The following is a 16901-nucleotide window of genomic DNA, read 5'->3' on the forward strand; positions in this document are numbered from 1 at the left end:
CCCCATGAACCCCCGTCCGCACCTCCCTCGCATCCGTACCCGTCGTGACGTCTTCCGGCTGGCCGGATACTCCGCCGCCGGGCTCGCCCTCGCCGCCTGCGGCGTGCAGGGTCAGAAGGCCGCCCCGCCGAAGGCCGACGCGGTCAAGGACTTCTGGGCCCAGCAGAGCAAGCACGGCAAGGTCGTCTTCGCCAACTGGCCCGAGTACATGCCCGAGGACAAGGCCCCGCTGGAGCAGTTCACGAAGGACAGCGGCATCTCCTACGAGTACAAGGAGGTCATCCAGGAGAACGCGGAGTTCTTCGGCAAGTCCGATCCCGTGCTCCGCGCCGGCCAGTCGCTGGGCTACGACATCGTCGTCATGACCAACGGCATCCAGCTCCAGCACATGATCGAGCTCGGCTACGCCGTGCCGCTCGACCACACGAAGCTGCCCAACTTCGCGGCCAACGCGGGCCAGAAGTACAAGGAGCGGGCCTACGACCCCGGGAACAAGTACACGGTTCCGTACACCTCCGGGGTGACCGGCATCGCGTACAACACCGAGTTCGTCAAGGACGACATCACCAGCATCGAGGCGCTGTTCGACCCCAAGTACAAGGGGCGGGTGGGCATGATGGCCGACGCCCAGGAGATCGGCAACTTCGGCATGTTCGCGCTGGGCATCGATCCGGAGAAGTCGACCGAGGACGACTGGAAGAAGGCCGGGGAGAAGCTGAAGGCGCAGCGCGACGCCGGAATTGTACGGAAATATTACGACCAGGGATACCTGGACGCTGTGGCCAAGGGCGACATCTGGCTGACCATGGCCTGGTCCGGCGACGTCTTCCAGCGCCAGCTCGCCGGCGAGCCCGTCAAGTTCGTGGTGCCCGAGGAGGGCGGCACGATCTGGACCGACAACATGCTCATCCCCAAGGGCGCCGCCAACCCGGTGGACGCGCTCATGCTGATGGACTACCTCTACCAGCCCGCCGTGGCCGCCGAACTGAATGAGTACATCCAGTTCGTCAGCCCGGTCCCGGCCGTGCAGGACCTGCTCAGGGAGAAGGCCGGGACGGCCAAGGGCAAGGACAAGAAGGCGCTGGAGGACATGGTCGACAGCCCGCTCATGTTCCCGACCGAGGCCGACTACGCCAAGCTGCACAACTACACCAGCCTGACCACCGCGCAGGAGCAGGTCTTCAACCGGATCTTCCAGTCCATCACCCAGGCATAACGATGCGGCGGCTCACCCCCTATCTTCTCGCGCTGCCGAGCTGGCTGTGGCTGGCGATCTTCCTGGTCGTGCCCATGGCCGCGATGGCCTCGGTCTCCCTGCAGACCGGCAACCGCATCGACGGCTTCGCCATGACGTTCAGCTTCTCCAACTACGGCGACGCCATCGGCAGGTACAGCACCCAGCTCCTGCGCTCCCTGCTCTACGGCGGGCTCGCCACGGTGGCCATGCTGGTGATCGGCTATCCGGTGGCGTACTGGATCGCCTTCAAGGGCGGCACGCGCAAGTCGGTCTACCTGTTCCTGCTGCTGCTCCCGTTCTTCGTCTCGTTCGTGTTGCGGACGATCGCGTGGAACTTCCTGTTGTCGGACAACGGCATCCTGCTGGGCACGCTGAAGGACTCGGGGCTGCTGCCCGAGGGCTTCCACGTGCTGGCCACGACGTTCGCGGTGGTGGGCGGGCTGACGTACAACTTCCTGCCGTTCATGATCCTGCCGATCTACGTGGCGCTGGAGCGGGTGGACCCGCGGGTGGTGGAGGCGGCCCAGGACCTGTACGCCACGCGGACGGGCGCCTTCCGGCGGGTGGTGCTGCCGCTGTCGTTGCCCGGGGTGTTCGCCGGGGTGCTGATGACGTTCGTGCCCGCGACGGCCGACCCGATCAACGCGGCGATCCTGGGCGGCACGTCGAACACGATGATCGGCAACATCATCCAGACCGAGTACCTGACGAACCAGAACTACCCGACGGCCTCCGCGCTGTCGTTCACGCTGATGGCGGTGCTGCTCGTGGGCATCTTCGTCTACGCCAGGGCGCTCGGCACCGAGAACGTCCTGCAGGCGGCGGCCCGATGAGGCGGGCGAGGCTGGGCGACCGGCTGCTGCACGGCTACACCTGGCTGATCATCGCCTGGTTGTCGTCGCCGATCGCCGTGATGATCCTGTTCGGGTTCAACGACAAGCAGAGCAAGTCGAACACCTCCTGGCAGGGCTTCACCCTCCGGTGGTACGCCGAGCTCTTCGAGATCTCCGACCTGACCGAGGCGCTGCAGAACTCGCTGGTCATCGCGCTGGTCAGCACCATCGTCACGGTGGTGATCGGGACCATGCTCGGGCTGGCCATCGGCCGGCACCGCTTCCGCGGCAAGGGCCTCACGAACTTCCTGGTCTTCGCCGCCATCTCCACGCCTGAGCTGGTCATGGGCGCGTCGTTGTTGTCGCTGTTCGTCTCCGGCAACCTGCCCCGCGACGCGAACACGATCATCATCGCGCACGTGCTGTTCTCGCTCTCGTTCGTGGTCGTCACGGTGCGGGCGCGGGTCGTCACGCTCGACCCCTCGCTGGAGGAGGCGGCCAGGGACCTCGGGGCCACGGCCTGGGGGACGTTCCGGCAGGTGACGCTGCCGGCGATCATGCCGGGCGTGCTGGCGGGCGCGATGTTGTCGTTCGCGTTGTCCATCGACGACTACGTGGTGACCAGCTTCGTCAACGGCTCGACCGTCACCTTCCCGCTGTGGATCGTCGGCGCGGTCAAGACCGGGATCCCGGCGCAGGTCAACGTCATGGGTACGCTGATCTTCGGCATCGGCGTGCTGATCGCGATCGCCAACGCGGTGGCGGCGCGGCGCCGAAACTGACTCCGACGCCTTTCGTAGGGACGTGGAATGTGTGGATCCGCTGAAGGCGCTGGCTGACGCGGAGCGCAAGCCGTACTGGCTGGACAGTCCGGCCAGACCCGAGCCGCTGCCGCGGCTCGATCGCGACACCCGCGCCGACCTGGTCGTCGTCGGCGGCGGCTTCTCCGGCCTGTGGACGGCCCTGATGGCCAAGGAACGCGACCCCGCGCTGGACGTGGTCCTGCTCGAAGGGCGCAGGATCGGCTGGGCGGCCAGCGGCCGCAACGGCGGGTTCTGCATGGCGACCCTCACCCACGGCCTGGCCAACGGGCTGGAGCGGTGGCCGGAGGAGATCGGCCGGCTGGAGCGCCTGGGCGTGGCGAACCTCGACGAGATCGAGCGCACGCTGGAGCGCTACGGCGTCGACTGCTCCTTCGAGCGCACCGGCGAGCTGCACGTGGCCACCGAGCCGTGGCAGCTCGACGCGCTGGGCGAGCACCTCGACCTCATCTCGCAGCTGGGGCTCGACTACCAGCCGCTCGACCAGCGGCAGGTGCGGGCCGAGGTCGGCTCGCCGACCTATCTGGGCGGGCTCTGGGAGCGCAGCGGCTGCGCCATGCTCGACCCGGCGAGGCTGGCCTGGGGGCTGCGCGCGGCGTGCCTGCGGCTCGGCGTGCGGGTCTACGAGCGCAGCCCCGTCCGCTCCCTGCACGACGACGGCGCCACGATCGAGCTGCGCACGCCGCACGGGACCGTCGCCGCCCGCCGGGTGGCGCTGGGCACCGGCGTGTTCCCGCCGCTGCTGCGCCGGCTCAAGCACTTCGTGGTCCCGGTGTACGACTACGTCCTGATGACCGAGCCGCTGACCGCCGGCCGGCTCGCCGAGGTGGGCTGGCGCAACCGGCAGGGCGTCGGCGACTCGGGCAACCGCTTCCACTACTACCGGCTGACCGACGACAACCGCATCCTGTGGGGCGGCTATGACGCCGTCTACTACAACGGCGGCCTGGTCAAACCCGAGTACGACCAGCGCGACGAGACCTTCGTCAAGCTGGCCGGGCACTTCTACGCCACCTTCCCGCAGCTCGGCGACGTGCGGTTCACCCACCGATGGGGCGGTGTGATCGACACCTGCAGCCGGTTCAGCGCCTTCTACGGGCAGGCGCACGGCGGGCGGCTGGCCTACGCCGCCGGCTACACCGGCATGGGCGTCGGGGCCACCAGGTTCGGCGCGAACGTCATGCTCGACCTGCTGTCGGGCGAGCGCACCGAGCGCACCGAGCTGCGGATGGTGCGGGAGAAGCCCATCCCGTTCCCGCCGGAGCCGGTGCGCTCCGGGGTGATCCAGCTCACCCGGTGGTCGATCGCCCAGGCGGACGAGCACGAGGGGCGGCGCAATCTGTGGTTGCGCACGCTGGACCGGATGGGGCTGGGATTCGACTCTTAGCGCACACTTGGTGGCATGAGAGTTGACTTCACCGTGGACGGCCTCGCGCTGGCCGGTGACCTGCGGGTGCCGGACGGCGTGGGGCCGCATCCCGGCCTGGTCTTCACCGGGCCGTTCACCGGGGTGCGCGACCAGGTCACCGGGTTGTACGCGGCGAGGCTGGCGGAGCGCGGATACGCCACGCTGGCCTTCGACCACCGCAACTGGGGGGAGTCCGAAGGGATGCCGCGCCATGCGGAGGATCCGCAGGGCAAGTCGCGGGATCTGCGGGCGGCCGTGTCGTTCCTGCGGTCGCGGCCCGAGGTGGCCCCGGAGCGGATCGGGGTGGTCGGGATCTGCCTCGGCGGCGGGTACGCCCTGAAATTTGCTGCTTTTGAGCCTCGGGTGCGGACATTTGTCGGCATCGCCGGGGCGTACAACAACCCCTACGCCATGCGATCGGGGATGGACTACCAGGCTGCTCTGGGCGACCTCACCGCCGTGCTGGAGCGCGAGGACCGGGGCGGGCCCGTCGAGTACGTGCCCGCCGTGGCCGAGCAGGGCGCGGCCGCCATGCCGGGCGACGAGCCGTACGCCTACTACGGCACCGAGCGCGGCGCCTCGCCGTCCTGGTCGAACACCGTGACCAGAGCGAGCGCGCGCGAGCTGCTGACCTTGGACAACATGATGGGAGCCGACTTCCTGTCGCCGAAGCCCGCGCTGATCGTGCACGGGGTGATCGACCGGTTCTGCTCGCCCGAGGGGGCCGAGGAGGTGTTCAAGCGGCTCGACGAGCCGAAGCGGCTCGTCTGGGTCGACGCCAAGCAGCACATCGACCTCTACGACCGTGAGCCGCACGTCACGCAGGCCGTGGACGCGACCGCCACCTTCCTGGCCGAACACCTCTGACGGTTACCCTGAGTCATGTCGAGGTGATCAAGGGGGATCCATGCGTGCCATTCAGTTCGCCCGTTACGGCGGGCCAGAGGTGCTCGAAGAGGCAGAGCTGCCCGATCCGGTGGTGGGGCCGGGGCAGGTGCCGATCGACGTGGAGGCGGCGGGGGTGAACTTCGCCGACGTACGGCAGATCGCCGGGCACTACGCGCGGCCCGACCGCCTGCCGTTCATCCCCGGCAACGAGGTGATCGGGCGGGACCCGCAGGGGCGGCGGGTGATGGGGTTCACCGCGAACGGGTTCGCGACCAGGGCGGTGCTGGGCGCCGGCGACCTGGTCGTGGTGCCCGAGGCGCTCGCGGCGGAAAAGGCGCTCGCGCTGCTGGTCCAGGGGCTGACCGCCTGGCACCTGCTGCGCTCGTCGGCGCGGTTGCGGGCGGGGGAGAGCGTCGTGGTGAACTCGGGGGCCGGCGGGGTGGGCAGCCTGGCCGTGCAGCTCGCCGGGGTGTTCGGGGCCGGGCGGGTGATCGCGACCGCGTCCACGGCGGAGAAGCGGGCGCTGGCCCTGGAGCTGGGCGCGGACGCCGCGGTGGACGGCGGTGCCGACGGCTACGCCGAGCGTGTCATCGAGGCCAACCGCGGCCGGCCCGTGGACGTCGTCCTCGACGCGGTGGGCGGGGCCGTGTTCGAGGCCGCGCTGGTCGCGCTGGCCGCTTTCGGACGGCTGGTGACGTACGGGACGTCGTCGGGCGAGCCCGCGCCCGTGGTGGATCCGGCCCGGCTCACCGCCGGCAACCAGGGTGTCGCCGGTTTCTGGCTCAAGCCGATGCTGGCCGCGCGCGGGATCGACAGGCCCGAGCTCGGCGAGTTGCTGCACCTCACCGCCACCGGAGCCGTCAGGCCGCTGGCCGGGGGCTCCTATCCGCTCTCCGAGGCCCGCAGGGCGCTGGCCGACCTGGCGGGACGCCGTACGGTCGGCAAGGTCGTGCTGAAGGTCTGACCAGGAAAGCACCGGGTGTGATGGCGCCCGCCACCAGGCCGGGCATGCTCCTGGGATCCCCCGAACCGATCACGGGGGTTGGCGCGTGCGTGCTCAGTGGATGGTCGCCTGGTGTGGGCTGGCGCTCGCGGGGGGGTGCGGGAACGGCCGGGCGCCGGTGGTGCCCGTCGCGGTGGACGTGCCGGTGAAGGTGGCGCGATGCGTCATGAAATTTCCGGACAGAGCCGGTTCCGGCCGCGCCCGTGTCCGGCTTGAACGCGACATTTCCCGCTACGTGAGCAAACGCCCCGGGCGGATCGTCTACGGCGCGCTCGACCTGGTCAGCGGGGTCAGGCTGGGCCGGGGCGAGCACCAGCACGACATGATCACCGCCAGCGGCGCCAAGGTGGACATCCTCGCCGCGCTGCTGCTCCGGCGGAGCGGCGGTCTCGACGAGGGGGAGCGCGACCTGGCGGACCGCATGATCAAGGAGAGCGACAACAGCGCCGCCGACGCGATGTGGTCGCGCGTCGGCGGCGGCGGCGCGATGAGCGCCTTCTACGCCCGGCTCGGCCTCCGGGAGACCACGCCGGGGCCCAGCCGCTTCTGGGGCGGCACCACCACCAGCCCCGCCGACCGCATCCGCTTGCTCCAGGTGCTGATCAAGGGGGGTAAGGGGCTGTCCGCGGCGGATCGCGGGCTGGTGCTCGGGCTGATGGGGCAGGTGCAGAAGGACCAGGCGTGGGGCGTCAGCGCCGCCGCGCGGCCAGGGGACCGGGCGGCGCTCAAGAACGGGTGGACGCCGCGGCCGTTCATCCACAACACCTGGGCCGTCACGAGTTACGGGCGCGTGGCGGGGCCGGGACGCGACCTGCTGCTGTCGGTGCAGACGGATCAGCAACCGGGCGAGGGCACGGGCATCGAGACCATCGAGGGCATCGCCCGGATGATCGGCGGGCGGCTCGACGGGCTCTCCCCGACGACCACCCGCCCGTGCCCCACCAACCCCATCGCCTGATCACCCGTGCGCGGGGGCCAGGACCTCCTCCGGGATGACCTTGGGCACGCCGCGCAGCCCCACCAGGGCGAGCAGGGCCACCACGGCCAGCAGGCTCGCGGTGACGATCGAGGTCAGGTGCACGCCCTCGATGAAGGCCGCCTGCGCCGCCCGTACGAGCCGGTCGGCCTGCTCGGGGGGCAGTGCGGCGGCCACGCCGACCGCCCCGGCGATCGACTCGCGCGCGGCCTCCGCGGCGACGCCGGCCGGCAGCTCCAGGTTGGCGCGGTAGGCGCTGTTCAGCACGCTGCCCAGGATCCCGATGCCGAGCGCCCCGCCCAGCTCGAAGGCCGTCTCCGACACCGCGGCCGCCGCCCCGGCGCGTTCCCTTGGGGCGGTGGCCAGCACGTTGTCGTTGTTGACGGTGAAGGCGAACCCGACGCCGATCCCACCGATGATCATGGCGGGGAGCAGGGCGAGGTAGTTCAGCTCGGTGCCCAGGGTCGAGTAGTAGAGGAACGAGGCCGCGTTCATGGCCAGGCCCAGCGCGACCACGCCGTTCCGGCCGATGTGGCGGATGAGCCGGGCGGCCAGGATGCCGCCCACCGCGCCGCTCAGGCCGCCGGGGAGCTGCGCGAGCCCCGCCTGGAGCGGCGACCAGCCGAGCACCAGCTGCAGGTACCACGCGAACATCAGCATCATGGCGGTCATGGAGAAGATCGCCAGCAGGTTCGTGACGATGGACGCGCTGAACGCCCTGCGGCGGAAGAGCCGCACGTCGATCAGCGGCTCGGCCAGCCGCGTCTGCCGCCACACGAACACCGACAACAACACGATCCCGGCCGCGCCCGCCGCGAGCACGTCGGCGTGGCCGGCGCCCCGGTGCGCGGCCTCCTTGATCGCGTAGATGACCGTCACGACACCGGCGAAGGACAGGACGGCGCTGAGCAGGTCGATCCGGCCCGCGTGCGGGTTGCGCGACTCGGGCAGCACCAGGGCGCCGCCCACCACGACCAGCAGCATGACGGGCACGTTGATCAGGAAGACCGAGCCCCACCAGAAGTGGTCGAGCAGCAGGCCGCCGAGCACCGGCCCCAGCGCGAAGCCGGCCGCGCTCATCCCGCTCCAGATGCCGACGGCCGCCGTGCGCTCGCCGGGCTCGGTGAAGACGTTCCTGATGATGGACAGGGTGGACGGCATGATCGTCGCGGCCGCCACCCCCAGCAGCGCCCTGGCCGCGATCAGCAGCTCGGCGCTGGGCGCGTAGGCGGTGACGATCGAGGCCGCCCCGAACGCGGCGGCGCCGATCAGCAGCAGGCGCTTGCGGCCGATGCGGTCGCCGAGGTTGCCCATGGTGACGAGCAGGCCGGCCAGCGCGAAGCCGTACATGTCGCCGATCCACAGGAGCTGCGTGGAGCTCGCGCCGAGGTCGGTGACCAGCCCGGGCAGGGCCAGATGCAGGACCGTGAGGTCGAGCGAGAGCAGCAACGTGGCCAGGCAGGCGATGGCCAGGCAGGACCATTGGGTTCTCATGGCGCCCACTGTCCGGGGAGCCGCTGACGGCCCGCCTACCGCTCGCTGACCATCCGGGCGAGCCCGGCCAGCGCGGCGTCGATGCGCGTGGCGGTGTCCCTGGCGCTGTACCACTCGCCGGGGCACTCGTCGTGGGCCTTCGTCAGCAGGGCGCGCGCCTCCTCCAGGTCGCCGTACGACAGCGCCACCTCGCCCAGGCCGCAATGCGCCCAGGCCAGAACCTCCATCGAGCCGTTGCGGCGGGACAACTCGGCCGCGAGCACGTAGTCGGCCCGCGCGCCCGCCAGGTCGTCCAGGCCGTGCAGCGCGTCGGCCCTGCGGCACAGGCCCTCGGCGATCTCCGTCTTGGCGCCCAGGTCGCGCGCCAGCGTCAGCGCCTCGTCGGCCAGCGCGTACGCGCGGGTGTGGTCGCCCTCCTGCTGGTGCATGGAGGCGAGCCCCGACAACACCAGCACGGCGCCCCACCGCTCCCCGATGCCCTTGAACGCGGCCAGGCTGTACTCGAACTCGGCCCGTGCCTCGTCGATCCGGCCCATGGTCTGCAGCACGAACGCCGCGCCGAAGGAGGACAACGCCCGCTGCCACGGCGGAAGGACATGGACACCGGTCAGGAACGTGGTGTACATCTCCTCGAAGTCGCCGGGCGGCCCGGTGAAGGAGGACAACAACATCATCAGGAACTCCACCCGCGTGGGCACGTACGCGTACGGGACCAGCTCCCGCACCTCACCCAGCCGCGCGTGGACCTCCGCGTCGACGGTGCCCGTCCAGGCGGCGACGAGCACGCACATGACGTACTCCTCGTCCCGGCCGTCGAACCGGGTGGGGCCGAGCGCGGCCAGCAGCTCGGTGGCCAGGACGGCGCAGCTCGCGCGGTGGCCGCGCATCCACCAGTAACAGGCGCTGTGGGCCAGCAGCCGCATCCCCATCTCCAGCCGCCCCGACTCGACCGTCCAGCGCACCGCCGCGTTGAGGTCGTCGCTCTCCTCGTCGAGCCGGGCCAGCCAGGCGAGCTGCTCACCGGTGAGCAGCCGGGGGTCGGCCTCGACGGCCAGGTCGAGGTAGTAGCCGGCGTGCGCGTCGCGGATCGCGGCCACCTCGCCCGACTCCGCCAGCCGCTCCGCGCAGAACGCCCTGATCGTCTCCAGCATCCGGTAGCGGCCGCCGTCCGCCTCCACCAGCGACTTCTCCGTCAATGAGAACAGCACCTCCTCCGGCAGCCCGCACACCCGCTCGGCCGCCTCGGGCCGCGCACCGCCGGCGAACACGGTCAGCGCCCTGGCCATCCGCTGCTCGTCCTCGTCGAGCAGGTCCCAGCTCCACGCGACGACCGCGTGCAGCGTCTGGTGCCGGGGCAGCGCCGTCCTGCTGCCGCGCGCGAGCAGCTTGAACCGGTCGTCCAGCCGGGCCGCGATGTCGGCCAGCGTCAGCGTGCGCAGCCGCGCCGCGGCCAGCTCGATGGCCAGCGGCAGCCCGTCGAGCGCCCGGCAGATGTGCACGACCTGCGCGAGGTTGCCCGCGTCCATGGCGAAGCCCTGCCGGACGGCGGCGGCTCGGTCGGCGAACAGCCGGACCGCCGGAAAGTCCAGCGGGTTGTCCGCCTCCGGCGGCGGCACCCGCAGCGGCGACACCGGCATGATCGACTCGCCGGTGATGCCCAGCGCCTCGCGTCCGGTGACCAGGACGCGCAGCTCGGGGCAGGCGGCCAGGAGCGAGTCCGCCAGCTCGGCGACGGCGGCGACGAGGTGCTCGCAGTTGTCCAGCACCAGCAGCAGCCTGCGGCCGGCCAGCGCGGTGAGCAGCCGGGTGAGCGGGTCCACGGCGGGCCTGTCGCGGTTCTGCAGCAGGGGGTCGCGCACCCCGAGCGCGGCCAGCACGGTCCGGGGCACGTCGGCGCTCTCGGTGACCGGCGCGAGCGGCACGAAGCACACGTCGCCGGGAGCCCGCTCGGCGGCCTCGCCGGCCAGCCTGGTCTTGCCCGAGCCGCCCGGCCCGATCAGCGTGACGAGCCTGCTCGCCGAGAGCCGGGAGCTGAGCTGCGCCAGCTCCTCGGCCCGGCCGACGAAGCTGGTGAGCTGAGCCCGCAGCCCCTGCTTGGACCGGTTCGCGGCGGGCGAGCCGGCCTGTGGTCCGGCCCGGTCCGGGTCGGCTCGTAGTGCGGCCAGATGCGCGGCGGTCGGGTTGCCGAGCGTCGGGTCGGCCCGGCGCGAGGTGGCCGGGGTGCCGAGGGCCGGGTCGGCCCGTAGGACGGCCAGGTGGGCGGCGGCCAGTTCGGCGCCCGGCTCGACGCCCAGCTCGTCGTCCAGCAGCTTCCTGGCCTCGTCGTAGACGCTCAGCGCCTCCGCCTGGCGGCCGCTGCCGTACAGGGCGCGCATGAGCTGGGCCCGCAGCCGCTCGCGCAGCGGGTGGGCGGTGGCGAGCTGACGCAGCTCGCCGACCAGCTCGCGGTGCCTGCCGAGGTCGAGGTCCGCCTGCACGCGCTCCTCGGTGGCCGACAGCCGGAGCTCCTCCAGCGCCGCGGCGGCGGCTTCGGCGTGCGGGGCGTCGGCGAGTGGCGCCCCGCGCCACAAGTCCAGCCCCTCGCGCAGCAGCGTGGCCGCCTGGCCGGGATCGCCGCTCGCCAGCGCCCGCCGGCCCGCCTGCGCCAGTAGCTCGAACCGGCGCGCGTCCACCTCCTGCGGCTCGGCGACCAGCCGGTATCCCGCCGGATGGAACTCCACCAGGTCCTTGCCCAGCGACCTGCGCAGCCTGGACACCTGCGACTGCAGCGCGTTGGCCACGCCCTCGGGGGGCCGGGCGCCGTACATGCCGGCCACGAGTTGCTCCGCGCCGACGATGCGGCCGGCGTGCAGGGCCAGCAGCGTGAGCAGGGCGCGCACGCGCGGCCCCCCGAGGGGGATCGGCCGGCCGTCCTCGCCCAGCACAGTGGTGGGCCCGAGGATCTGGAAGCGCATGATTCGATTATCGCGGCCGCGGCAACATCGCGGTTATTTCGGCGTATGTCGGCAGTTGAGGGGTCGGTTCTCCCCGGATGCCGAGCACCGTCGCCAGCGCTCCCTGGAGCGCCGCCCGGTAGAGCAGCGAGCCCGTGCTCACCCTGGCCACGCCCGCCCCGGCGAGCTCGGCCAGCGTGGGGCCGCCAGGCTGGTAGAGCACGTTGAGCGGCAGCGGCGTGCTCGCCGCCACCGCCGCGATCTCGCCCAGATCGCTCAGCCCCGGCACGAAGACGCCGTCGGCGTGGCCGTAGGCGCGGACGCGGTCCCGCGTGTCGCCGGTCCGCAGCCAGCACGTGTCGGTACGGGCGTTGACGAACACCCCGTGCCCCTTGGCGGCCTCGATGATCCGCTGGTGCAGTGCGATCGGCCGCAGCGTGCCGTCGGGGCGGCCGTCCTCCAGGTTGACCCCGGCCACCCCGAGCGCCGCCAGGCTCGCGACCAGGTCGGACACCTCGGCGGGATCGTCGCTGAACCCGCCCTCCACGTCCACGGTCACCAGCACGCCCAGATCCTTGACGGTCTCGGCCAGCTCGATGGTCTCGGCCCGGGTCGCGCCGGCCGCGTCCGGCCTGCCGGAAGCGGCGGCCACGCCGAGGCTGGTCGTGCCGATGGCCGGGAAGCCCCGCGCGGCCAGGAGCGCGGCGGAGCCGTAGTCCCAGGCGTTCGGCAGCAGCAGCGGGTCGCCGGGGCGGTGCAGGTCGTGGAAGGTCATCGGGGGCTCCCGTCGAGCAGGGCTTCGAGTACGCCCGCCGCGAGGGCGAGCGCGTGGGCGGGCGCGGGGCAGGGTCGCAGGCCGGCGCCGAAGGTCAGGTGCGGAGTGTCGCCCCGATCCGGCTCGAACCGCTCGGGCCGCACGAACACGTCCGGGTCGCGGTTGACCGCCACCAGGTCGATCGTCACCTCCGTGCCGGTCCGCGTGTCCAGCCTGCGGGTGGCCTTGAGCGGCGGGTCCTGCCTGAGGGTCTCGCGCAGCAGCGCGTCGACGTCGCCGCCGTGTCGTGCGCCGGGGAGCGCGGTCGCGATGTCCCCGTGTCCGTGGGTGAGTGCGGTCTCGTCCTCGTGTCGTGTGTGGGGGAGCGCGGTCGCATCGTCGCCGTGCCGTACGTGGGTGAGCGCGGTTTCGATCAGCGCCTCCGTGGCGGCGTGCCCTTGCAGGAGCAGCGTGATCGCCGGAAGGTCGGCCAGGCCGAGCAGCGTGGCGACGGCGGCGTCGGCTTCGGGGCTCTCGTCGCCTGACAGGTAGCCGGCCGCGGCTGCGGGTACGGCGCTCGTGTCGGCCACCCCGAGCGCGGCTCCCAGCACGGCCGTGGGGACGCCCCGCCAGTGCCCGTCCCGTTCCCTGGTCATGGCCCTGGCCGCCGCTCTCAGCTCGGCGGCGTCCACCGTGGCCAGCCGCTCGACGACCAGGTGGCGGCGGCGCGCGTGGGTCTCACCGGCGCTGAACCGGGACACGTGCGCGCGGAGCCAGGCGAGCGTTCCCGTCCTGCCGTCCTGGCGTACGGGAGGGGGCACGTACCTGCTGTCGGCGAGGACCGCCTGGGCTTGCGCGTGGCGTGTGATGGGCATGTCCGCAGGCTAGAGCGCACTCTGTTCGTCGTGGGCCGAAGTATGCCGGGGGCCGAAGTATGCCGGGGGTCAGGCTACGAGGCGTTCCGGACGGCCGGGCTCGGTGGTCTCGGCGACGGGCGCCCCGGACGGCACCTCGCTCCGCACCTCAGGCCGCACCCCGGCCCGCACCCCGGCCCGCGCAGCGTTTCGCACAGTGGGCCTGTCCAGGTGGGCCGCCAGGGCCATGGCCGCGATGAGCACCATCTCCACCAGCACGACGCCGCGCTCCAGCAGCCCGTAGTAGGCACCGCCGTTCAGCAGGTCCGAGGTGAAGGAGGCGGGATGCGCCGCCAGGTAGATCACGAGTGTCACGGTGGAGGTCACGCTGACGGCCCTGACCGCGTTCCACCGGGTCGCCGCGGCCCGGCCCCTGGCCAGCGTCCAGCCGGCGACCGGCAACGCGGTGAAGAAGAGAGCCGCGCCCCAGCGGTGGATCTCTCCGGAGAGCGTGCCGATGTCCGAGTTGATGGGATTGGTGGGGAAGATCGCGCTCAGCATCAGCCCCGCCGCCCCGGCCAGCAACATGACCCGCGTGGCGGCGGTGCGCGCCGGGTCCCTCACCGCCAGACCGTACGCCAGGAACAGGCACGCCGCCGCCAGCGCCAGCATTCCGATCAGCACGGGCATCAGCCCGCCGGGCACCAGCGCGTAGTGGCTGAGCAGCGGCTGCGTGGGCAGCGCCAGCTCCGCGTAAGCCAGCGCCACCGCGGACGCCCCCGTGCAGGCCACCGTGCCGACCGCTGTGCCGACGCCTGTGCCGACGCTCGAACCGGCCGCGGGGTCGGCCGCCGCGCCCTGGGCGCTGGGCAGCGGGCTCATCGGGCCACCTCGTCGTAGATCGCCTCGAAGCGGGCGAGCGACGACTGGTCGTCGTGGGTGAGCGCCAGGTCCCTGCTGGCCTTGCCGAGCCTGCTCCGCAGGGCGTCGTCGGTGAGGACGAGCGTCAGCAGCCTGCTCAGCGCGACCACGTCACGCGGCTGGTACAGGAAGCCGTTCCCCTCCACCAGGTGCGGCAGCGCCATCGCGTCGGCGGCCACGACGGGCAGCCCCGTGGCCATGGCCTCCAGCGTGGCGATGCTCTGCAGCTCGGCGACGCCCGGCATGGCGAACACGTCGGCGGCGGCGTACGCCTGCGGCATCTTCTCGTCGGGCACGAAGCCGAGGAAGAACACCCGCTCGCTCACGCCGATGCGCCGCGCCAGCTTCTCCAGCACCTCCCGCTGGTTGCCCTTGCCGACGAAGGCGACCTGGGCGTCGGTCTCGTTGAGCACGAGAGGCAGCGCGCGGACGATCTCGTCGAGGTGCTTCTCCTCGTCCAGGCGCCCGACGAACAGGATGGTGGGCCGGTCCGGCAGGTCGAACATCTTGCGCGCCCACGCCTTGGGCTCGGCGTGCGGGTGGAACCTGGTCAGGTCGATCCCGCAGGAGACGGGCTCCACGTAGCGGTCGAAGCCCTGCTCGGCCAGGAGGCGGGCGGCCAGCGGCGTCGGGGTCGTGATGCGGTCGGCCCGGTTGAAGATCCGGCTGAAGTCGCGCCAGGCCAGCCGGCCCGCGCCGGTGCGCAGCCGCTCCGGGATGTGGCCGAACTGGAAGAGGTTGTCGGGCATGAAGTGGTTGGTGGCCACGACCGGCACCCCGGCGCGGCGGGCGGCGGCGATCGCGGCCCGGCCGACCACGAAGTGCCCCTGGGTGTGCAGCACGTCGGGGCCGATGCCGGCGACCAGCCGGTCGAGCCTGGTGGGGACGGTGACCCGCATCGTGGGATGGACCAGCAGCGGCGCGGAGCGCAGCCGGTGCACGACCACGCCGTCCACCACGTCGGCGCCGGCCGGGCCGAGCTCCGACTGGCAGACCACGTGCACCTCGTTGCCGCGCGCGGCCAGGCCCGTGGCCAGGCGGTGGGTGAAGTAGGCGGCGCCGTTCACGTCAGGGGGATAGGTGTCGGTCGAGATCAGCACCCGGCGTGGTCGTTCGGGGGCGGGAGCGGCGTTAGGGACGGGGACGAGGCCGGTACGGTCGCGGACGGTGTGCAGGGGCATGGCCATGACGGTGACTCCGAATTCACAAGGGGAACCGGCTGGGGGAGGGCCGGCGGACGAACAGGCAAGGACGAATCAGGTCAGATCACGCGGCTTCGTTGCGGGCCTCCAGAGGGCTGGTGCGGGCCAGGGCCACGGTGCCCACGGCGGTCAGCGCCGCCGCCGCGATCGGCGCGATCCCGGTCGGCACCGGCTCGCCGAGCAGCAGCGCGCCGAACGCCACCGCTGTCAGCGGGTCGGCGATCTGCAGGGAAGCGAAGGAGACGCCGAAGTGCCCGACGGCGTAGGCCCGCTGCAGCATCATCAGCGCCAGCAGCGCGGGCACCGGGAGCGCCAGCAGGTACCACCAGTTCCAGCCGCCGTCCACCAGCACGCGCATGAGGGTGGCGGTGGCGCCGTACAGCACGCCGGAGCTGGTCGCCAGCAGCGCGGCCCGGCCCGCGGGCGAGGCCGCCTTCGAGCCGGCCCACAGCAGCACCGCCGCGACGCCGGACACCCCGAGCAGGGTGAGCACGCCGTTGGGGCTGAGGTGGGTGGGACCGTCGGACTCGGGCACCAGCAGGACCAGCCCGATCAGCCCGGCGGCCACCACGGCCGCCGCGCCGAGCTCCCTGCGGGAGGGCTTGCGGCCGTGCAGCGTGGCGGCGAGGGGCAGGGCGAAGAGCAGGCTGGCCACGCCCATCGGCTGGACGACGGTCAGCGGGCCGAGCCCGAGCGCGACGATGTGCAGGCCGCCACCCGCCAGGATCGAGAGGCCACCGAACAGCCAGCGCGGCCTGCGCAGCAGGGCCAGGAAGCCGGGCTTGGCGGACCCGGCCGCCTCGAACTGCTGCAGAGCGGCTCCGAGCGCGAAGAACAGCGAACCGACCAAGGCGATCACCGCGGCCAGCACAGTCATGCGCACTCCTCTCCCAACGGATGGTGTTACCAGGCAGGGTCAAACGGACGTGTCCACCGGAAGACGTTCCGGAGAAGGCTGGATGGCGGCTCGCTTCCGCAGCCAGCGCACGAGCTCCACGACGCCCGTGACGGACAGCGCGATGCCCAGGCCGAGCAGCAGGCCCTTGATCGGGTCGTTCTCGAAGGCCATTCCGCCGAAGAAGCCGATCAGCCCGGAGTACAGTCCCCACGAGCCGGCGGCGATCGCGTCGAAGAAGGTGAACGAGCGCAGTGGATGGCGTACCGCGCCCATGGTCAGCGTGGTCGCGGTCCGGCCGCCCGGGATGTATCTGGCCGCGATGAGGACGAGGCCACCCCGCTCCGCCAGCGCGTTGCCCGCCCAGACGAACGCCTTCTTGCCGCGCAGTCTGCCGCCCGACTTCTTGCCGATCAGGTAGGAGACGTGGTCGCCGGCGAAGGCGCCCAATGCCGCGACCACGATGACCAGGGCCAGGTTCGTCTCGCCCGACGCGGCGAAGACCGCCGCCGTGATCACCGACGTCTCGGCCGGCACGATGGGGAAGAACCCGTCGAGCAGGGCGAGGGCGAACAGCGCCACGTACAACCAGGGCGACGACATCATCTGCTGGACCAGGTCCAGGATGGTGTGCGACATAAGCGTGTACTCCGATCGTTTAGGGCACCCACTCAGCGTGTCG

15 protein-coding genes are annotated in these 16901 nt (G+C 72.0%); 7 read left to right on the forward strand and 8 right to left on the reverse strand.

The features are described from left to right. Positions 1 to 4: 4 nt before the first annotated feature. The 7 genes from ACWD0F_RS42595 (at position 5) to ACWD0F_RS42625 (ending at position 7148) form a co-directional block, all read left to right on the forward strand. On the forward strand, positions 5 to 1216 hold the full coding sequence (locus ACWD0F_RS42595; RefSeq protein ID WP_449887335.1) for an ABC transporter substrate-binding protein: 1212 nt from the start codon (positions 5 to 7) through the stop codon (positions 1214 to 1216). 2 nt (positions 1217 to 1218) lie between these two features. Further along, positions 1219 to 2070, forward strand: coding sequence for an ABC transporter permease (locus tag ACWD0F_RS42600; RefSeq protein ID WP_449887337.1), 852 nt, complete (start codon positions 1219 to 1221; stop codon positions 2068 to 2070). Next, positions 2067 to 2852, forward strand: a complete 786-nt coding sequence (locus tag ACWD0F_RS42605) for an ABC transporter permease (protein ID WP_449887339.1) — start codon at positions 2067 to 2069, stop codon at positions 2850 to 2852. The genes ACWD0F_RS42600 and ACWD0F_RS42605 overlap by 4 nt, the downstream gene beginning before the upstream one ends. Before the next feature lie 31 nt (positions 2853 to 2883). Next, positions 2884 to 4278, forward strand: a complete 1395-nt coding sequence (locus ACWD0F_RS42610) for an NAD(P)/FAD-dependent oxidoreductase (protein ID WP_449887341.1) — start codon at positions 2884 to 2886, stop codon at positions 4276 to 4278. 15 nt (positions 4279 to 4293) lie between these two features. Beyond that, positions 4294 to 5166 (forward strand): alpha/beta hydrolase, encoded by an 873-nt coding sequence (locus tag ACWD0F_RS42615; protein WP_449887343.1) that lies wholly within the window; start codon positions 4294 to 4296, stop codon positions 5164 to 5166. A 40-nt stretch (positions 5167 to 5206) separates the two neighbouring features. Next, positions 5207 to 6151 carry a quinone oxidoreductase family protein gene (locus ACWD0F_RS42620; protein ID WP_449887344.1) on the forward strand — a complete coding sequence of 315 codons (945 nt, stop codon included), beginning with the start codon at positions 5207 to 5209 and terminating at the stop codon, positions 6149 to 6151. Positions 6152 to 6425: 274 nt separating this feature from the next. After that, the gene (locus tag ACWD0F_RS42625; protein WP_449887345.1) at positions 6426 to 7148 is read left to right on the forward strand and encodes a serine hydrolase; all 723 of its coding nucleotides are present in this window, start codon (positions 6426 to 6428) and stop codon (positions 7146 to 7148) included. On the opposite strand, the gene ACWD0F_RS42630 is transcribed toward ACWD0F_RS42625, so the two are convergent. The 8 genes from ACWD0F_RS42630 to ACWD0F_RS42665 form a co-directional block, all read right to left on the reverse strand. Then, positions 7149 to 8660: a DHA2 family efflux MFS transporter permease subunit gene (locus ACWD0F_RS42630; protein WP_449887347.1), complete on the reverse strand. Its 1512-nt coding sequence runs from the start codon at positions 8658 to 8660 to the stop codon at positions 7149 to 7151. A gap of 35 nt (positions 8661 to 8695) precedes the next feature. Then, complete coding sequence (locus tag ACWD0F_RS42635; RefSeq protein ID WP_449887349.1) at positions 8696 to 11614, reverse strand: AfsR/SARP family transcriptional regulator; 2919 nt, start codon at positions 11612 to 11614, stop codon at positions 8696 to 8698. A gap of 7 nt (positions 11615 to 11621) precedes the next feature. Beyond that, entirely contained in the window at positions 11622 to 12368 is a 747-nt protein-coding gene (locus tag ACWD0F_RS42640) for an isocitrate lyase/PEP mutase family protein (protein WP_449887351.1), read from the reverse strand. Continuing rightward, complete coding sequence (locus ACWD0F_RS42645; RefSeq protein ID WP_449887353.1) at positions 12365 to 13222, reverse strand: cytochrome P450; 858 nt, start codon at positions 13220 to 13222, stop codon at positions 12365 to 12367. Before ACWD0F_RS42645 ends, ACWD0F_RS42640 begins: the two co-directional genes overlap by 4 nt. 69 nt (positions 13223 to 13291) lie before the next feature. After that, positions 13292 to 14083 carry a DUF998 domain-containing protein gene (locus tag ACWD0F_RS42650; RefSeq protein ID WP_449887355.1) on the reverse strand — a complete coding sequence of 264 codons (792 nt, stop codon included), beginning with the start codon at positions 14081 to 14083 and terminating at the stop codon, positions 13292 to 13294. After that, positions 14080 to 15309 carry a glycosyltransferase gene (locus tag ACWD0F_RS42655; protein WP_449887357.1) on the reverse strand — a complete coding sequence of 410 codons (1230 nt, stop codon included), beginning with the start codon at positions 15307 to 15309 and terminating at the stop codon, positions 14080 to 14082. Before ACWD0F_RS42655 ends, ACWD0F_RS42650 begins: the two co-directional genes overlap by 4 nt. 79 nt (positions 15310 to 15388) lie before the next feature. Further along, positions 15389 to 16201 carry a DMT family transporter gene (locus ACWD0F_RS42660; protein WP_449887359.1) on the reverse strand — a complete coding sequence of 271 codons (813 nt, stop codon included), beginning with the start codon at positions 16199 to 16201 and terminating at the stop codon, positions 15389 to 15391. Positions 16202 to 16240: 39 nt separating this feature from the next. Continuing rightward, positions 16241 to 16858, reverse strand: a complete 618-nt coding sequence (locus tag ACWD0F_RS42665; RefSeq protein ID WP_449887361.1) for a DedA family protein — start codon at positions 16856 to 16858, stop codon at positions 16241 to 16243. Positions 16859 to 16901 lie beyond the last annotated feature (43 nt).

The organism is Nonomuraea sp. NPDC002799 (assembly GCF_053592075.1).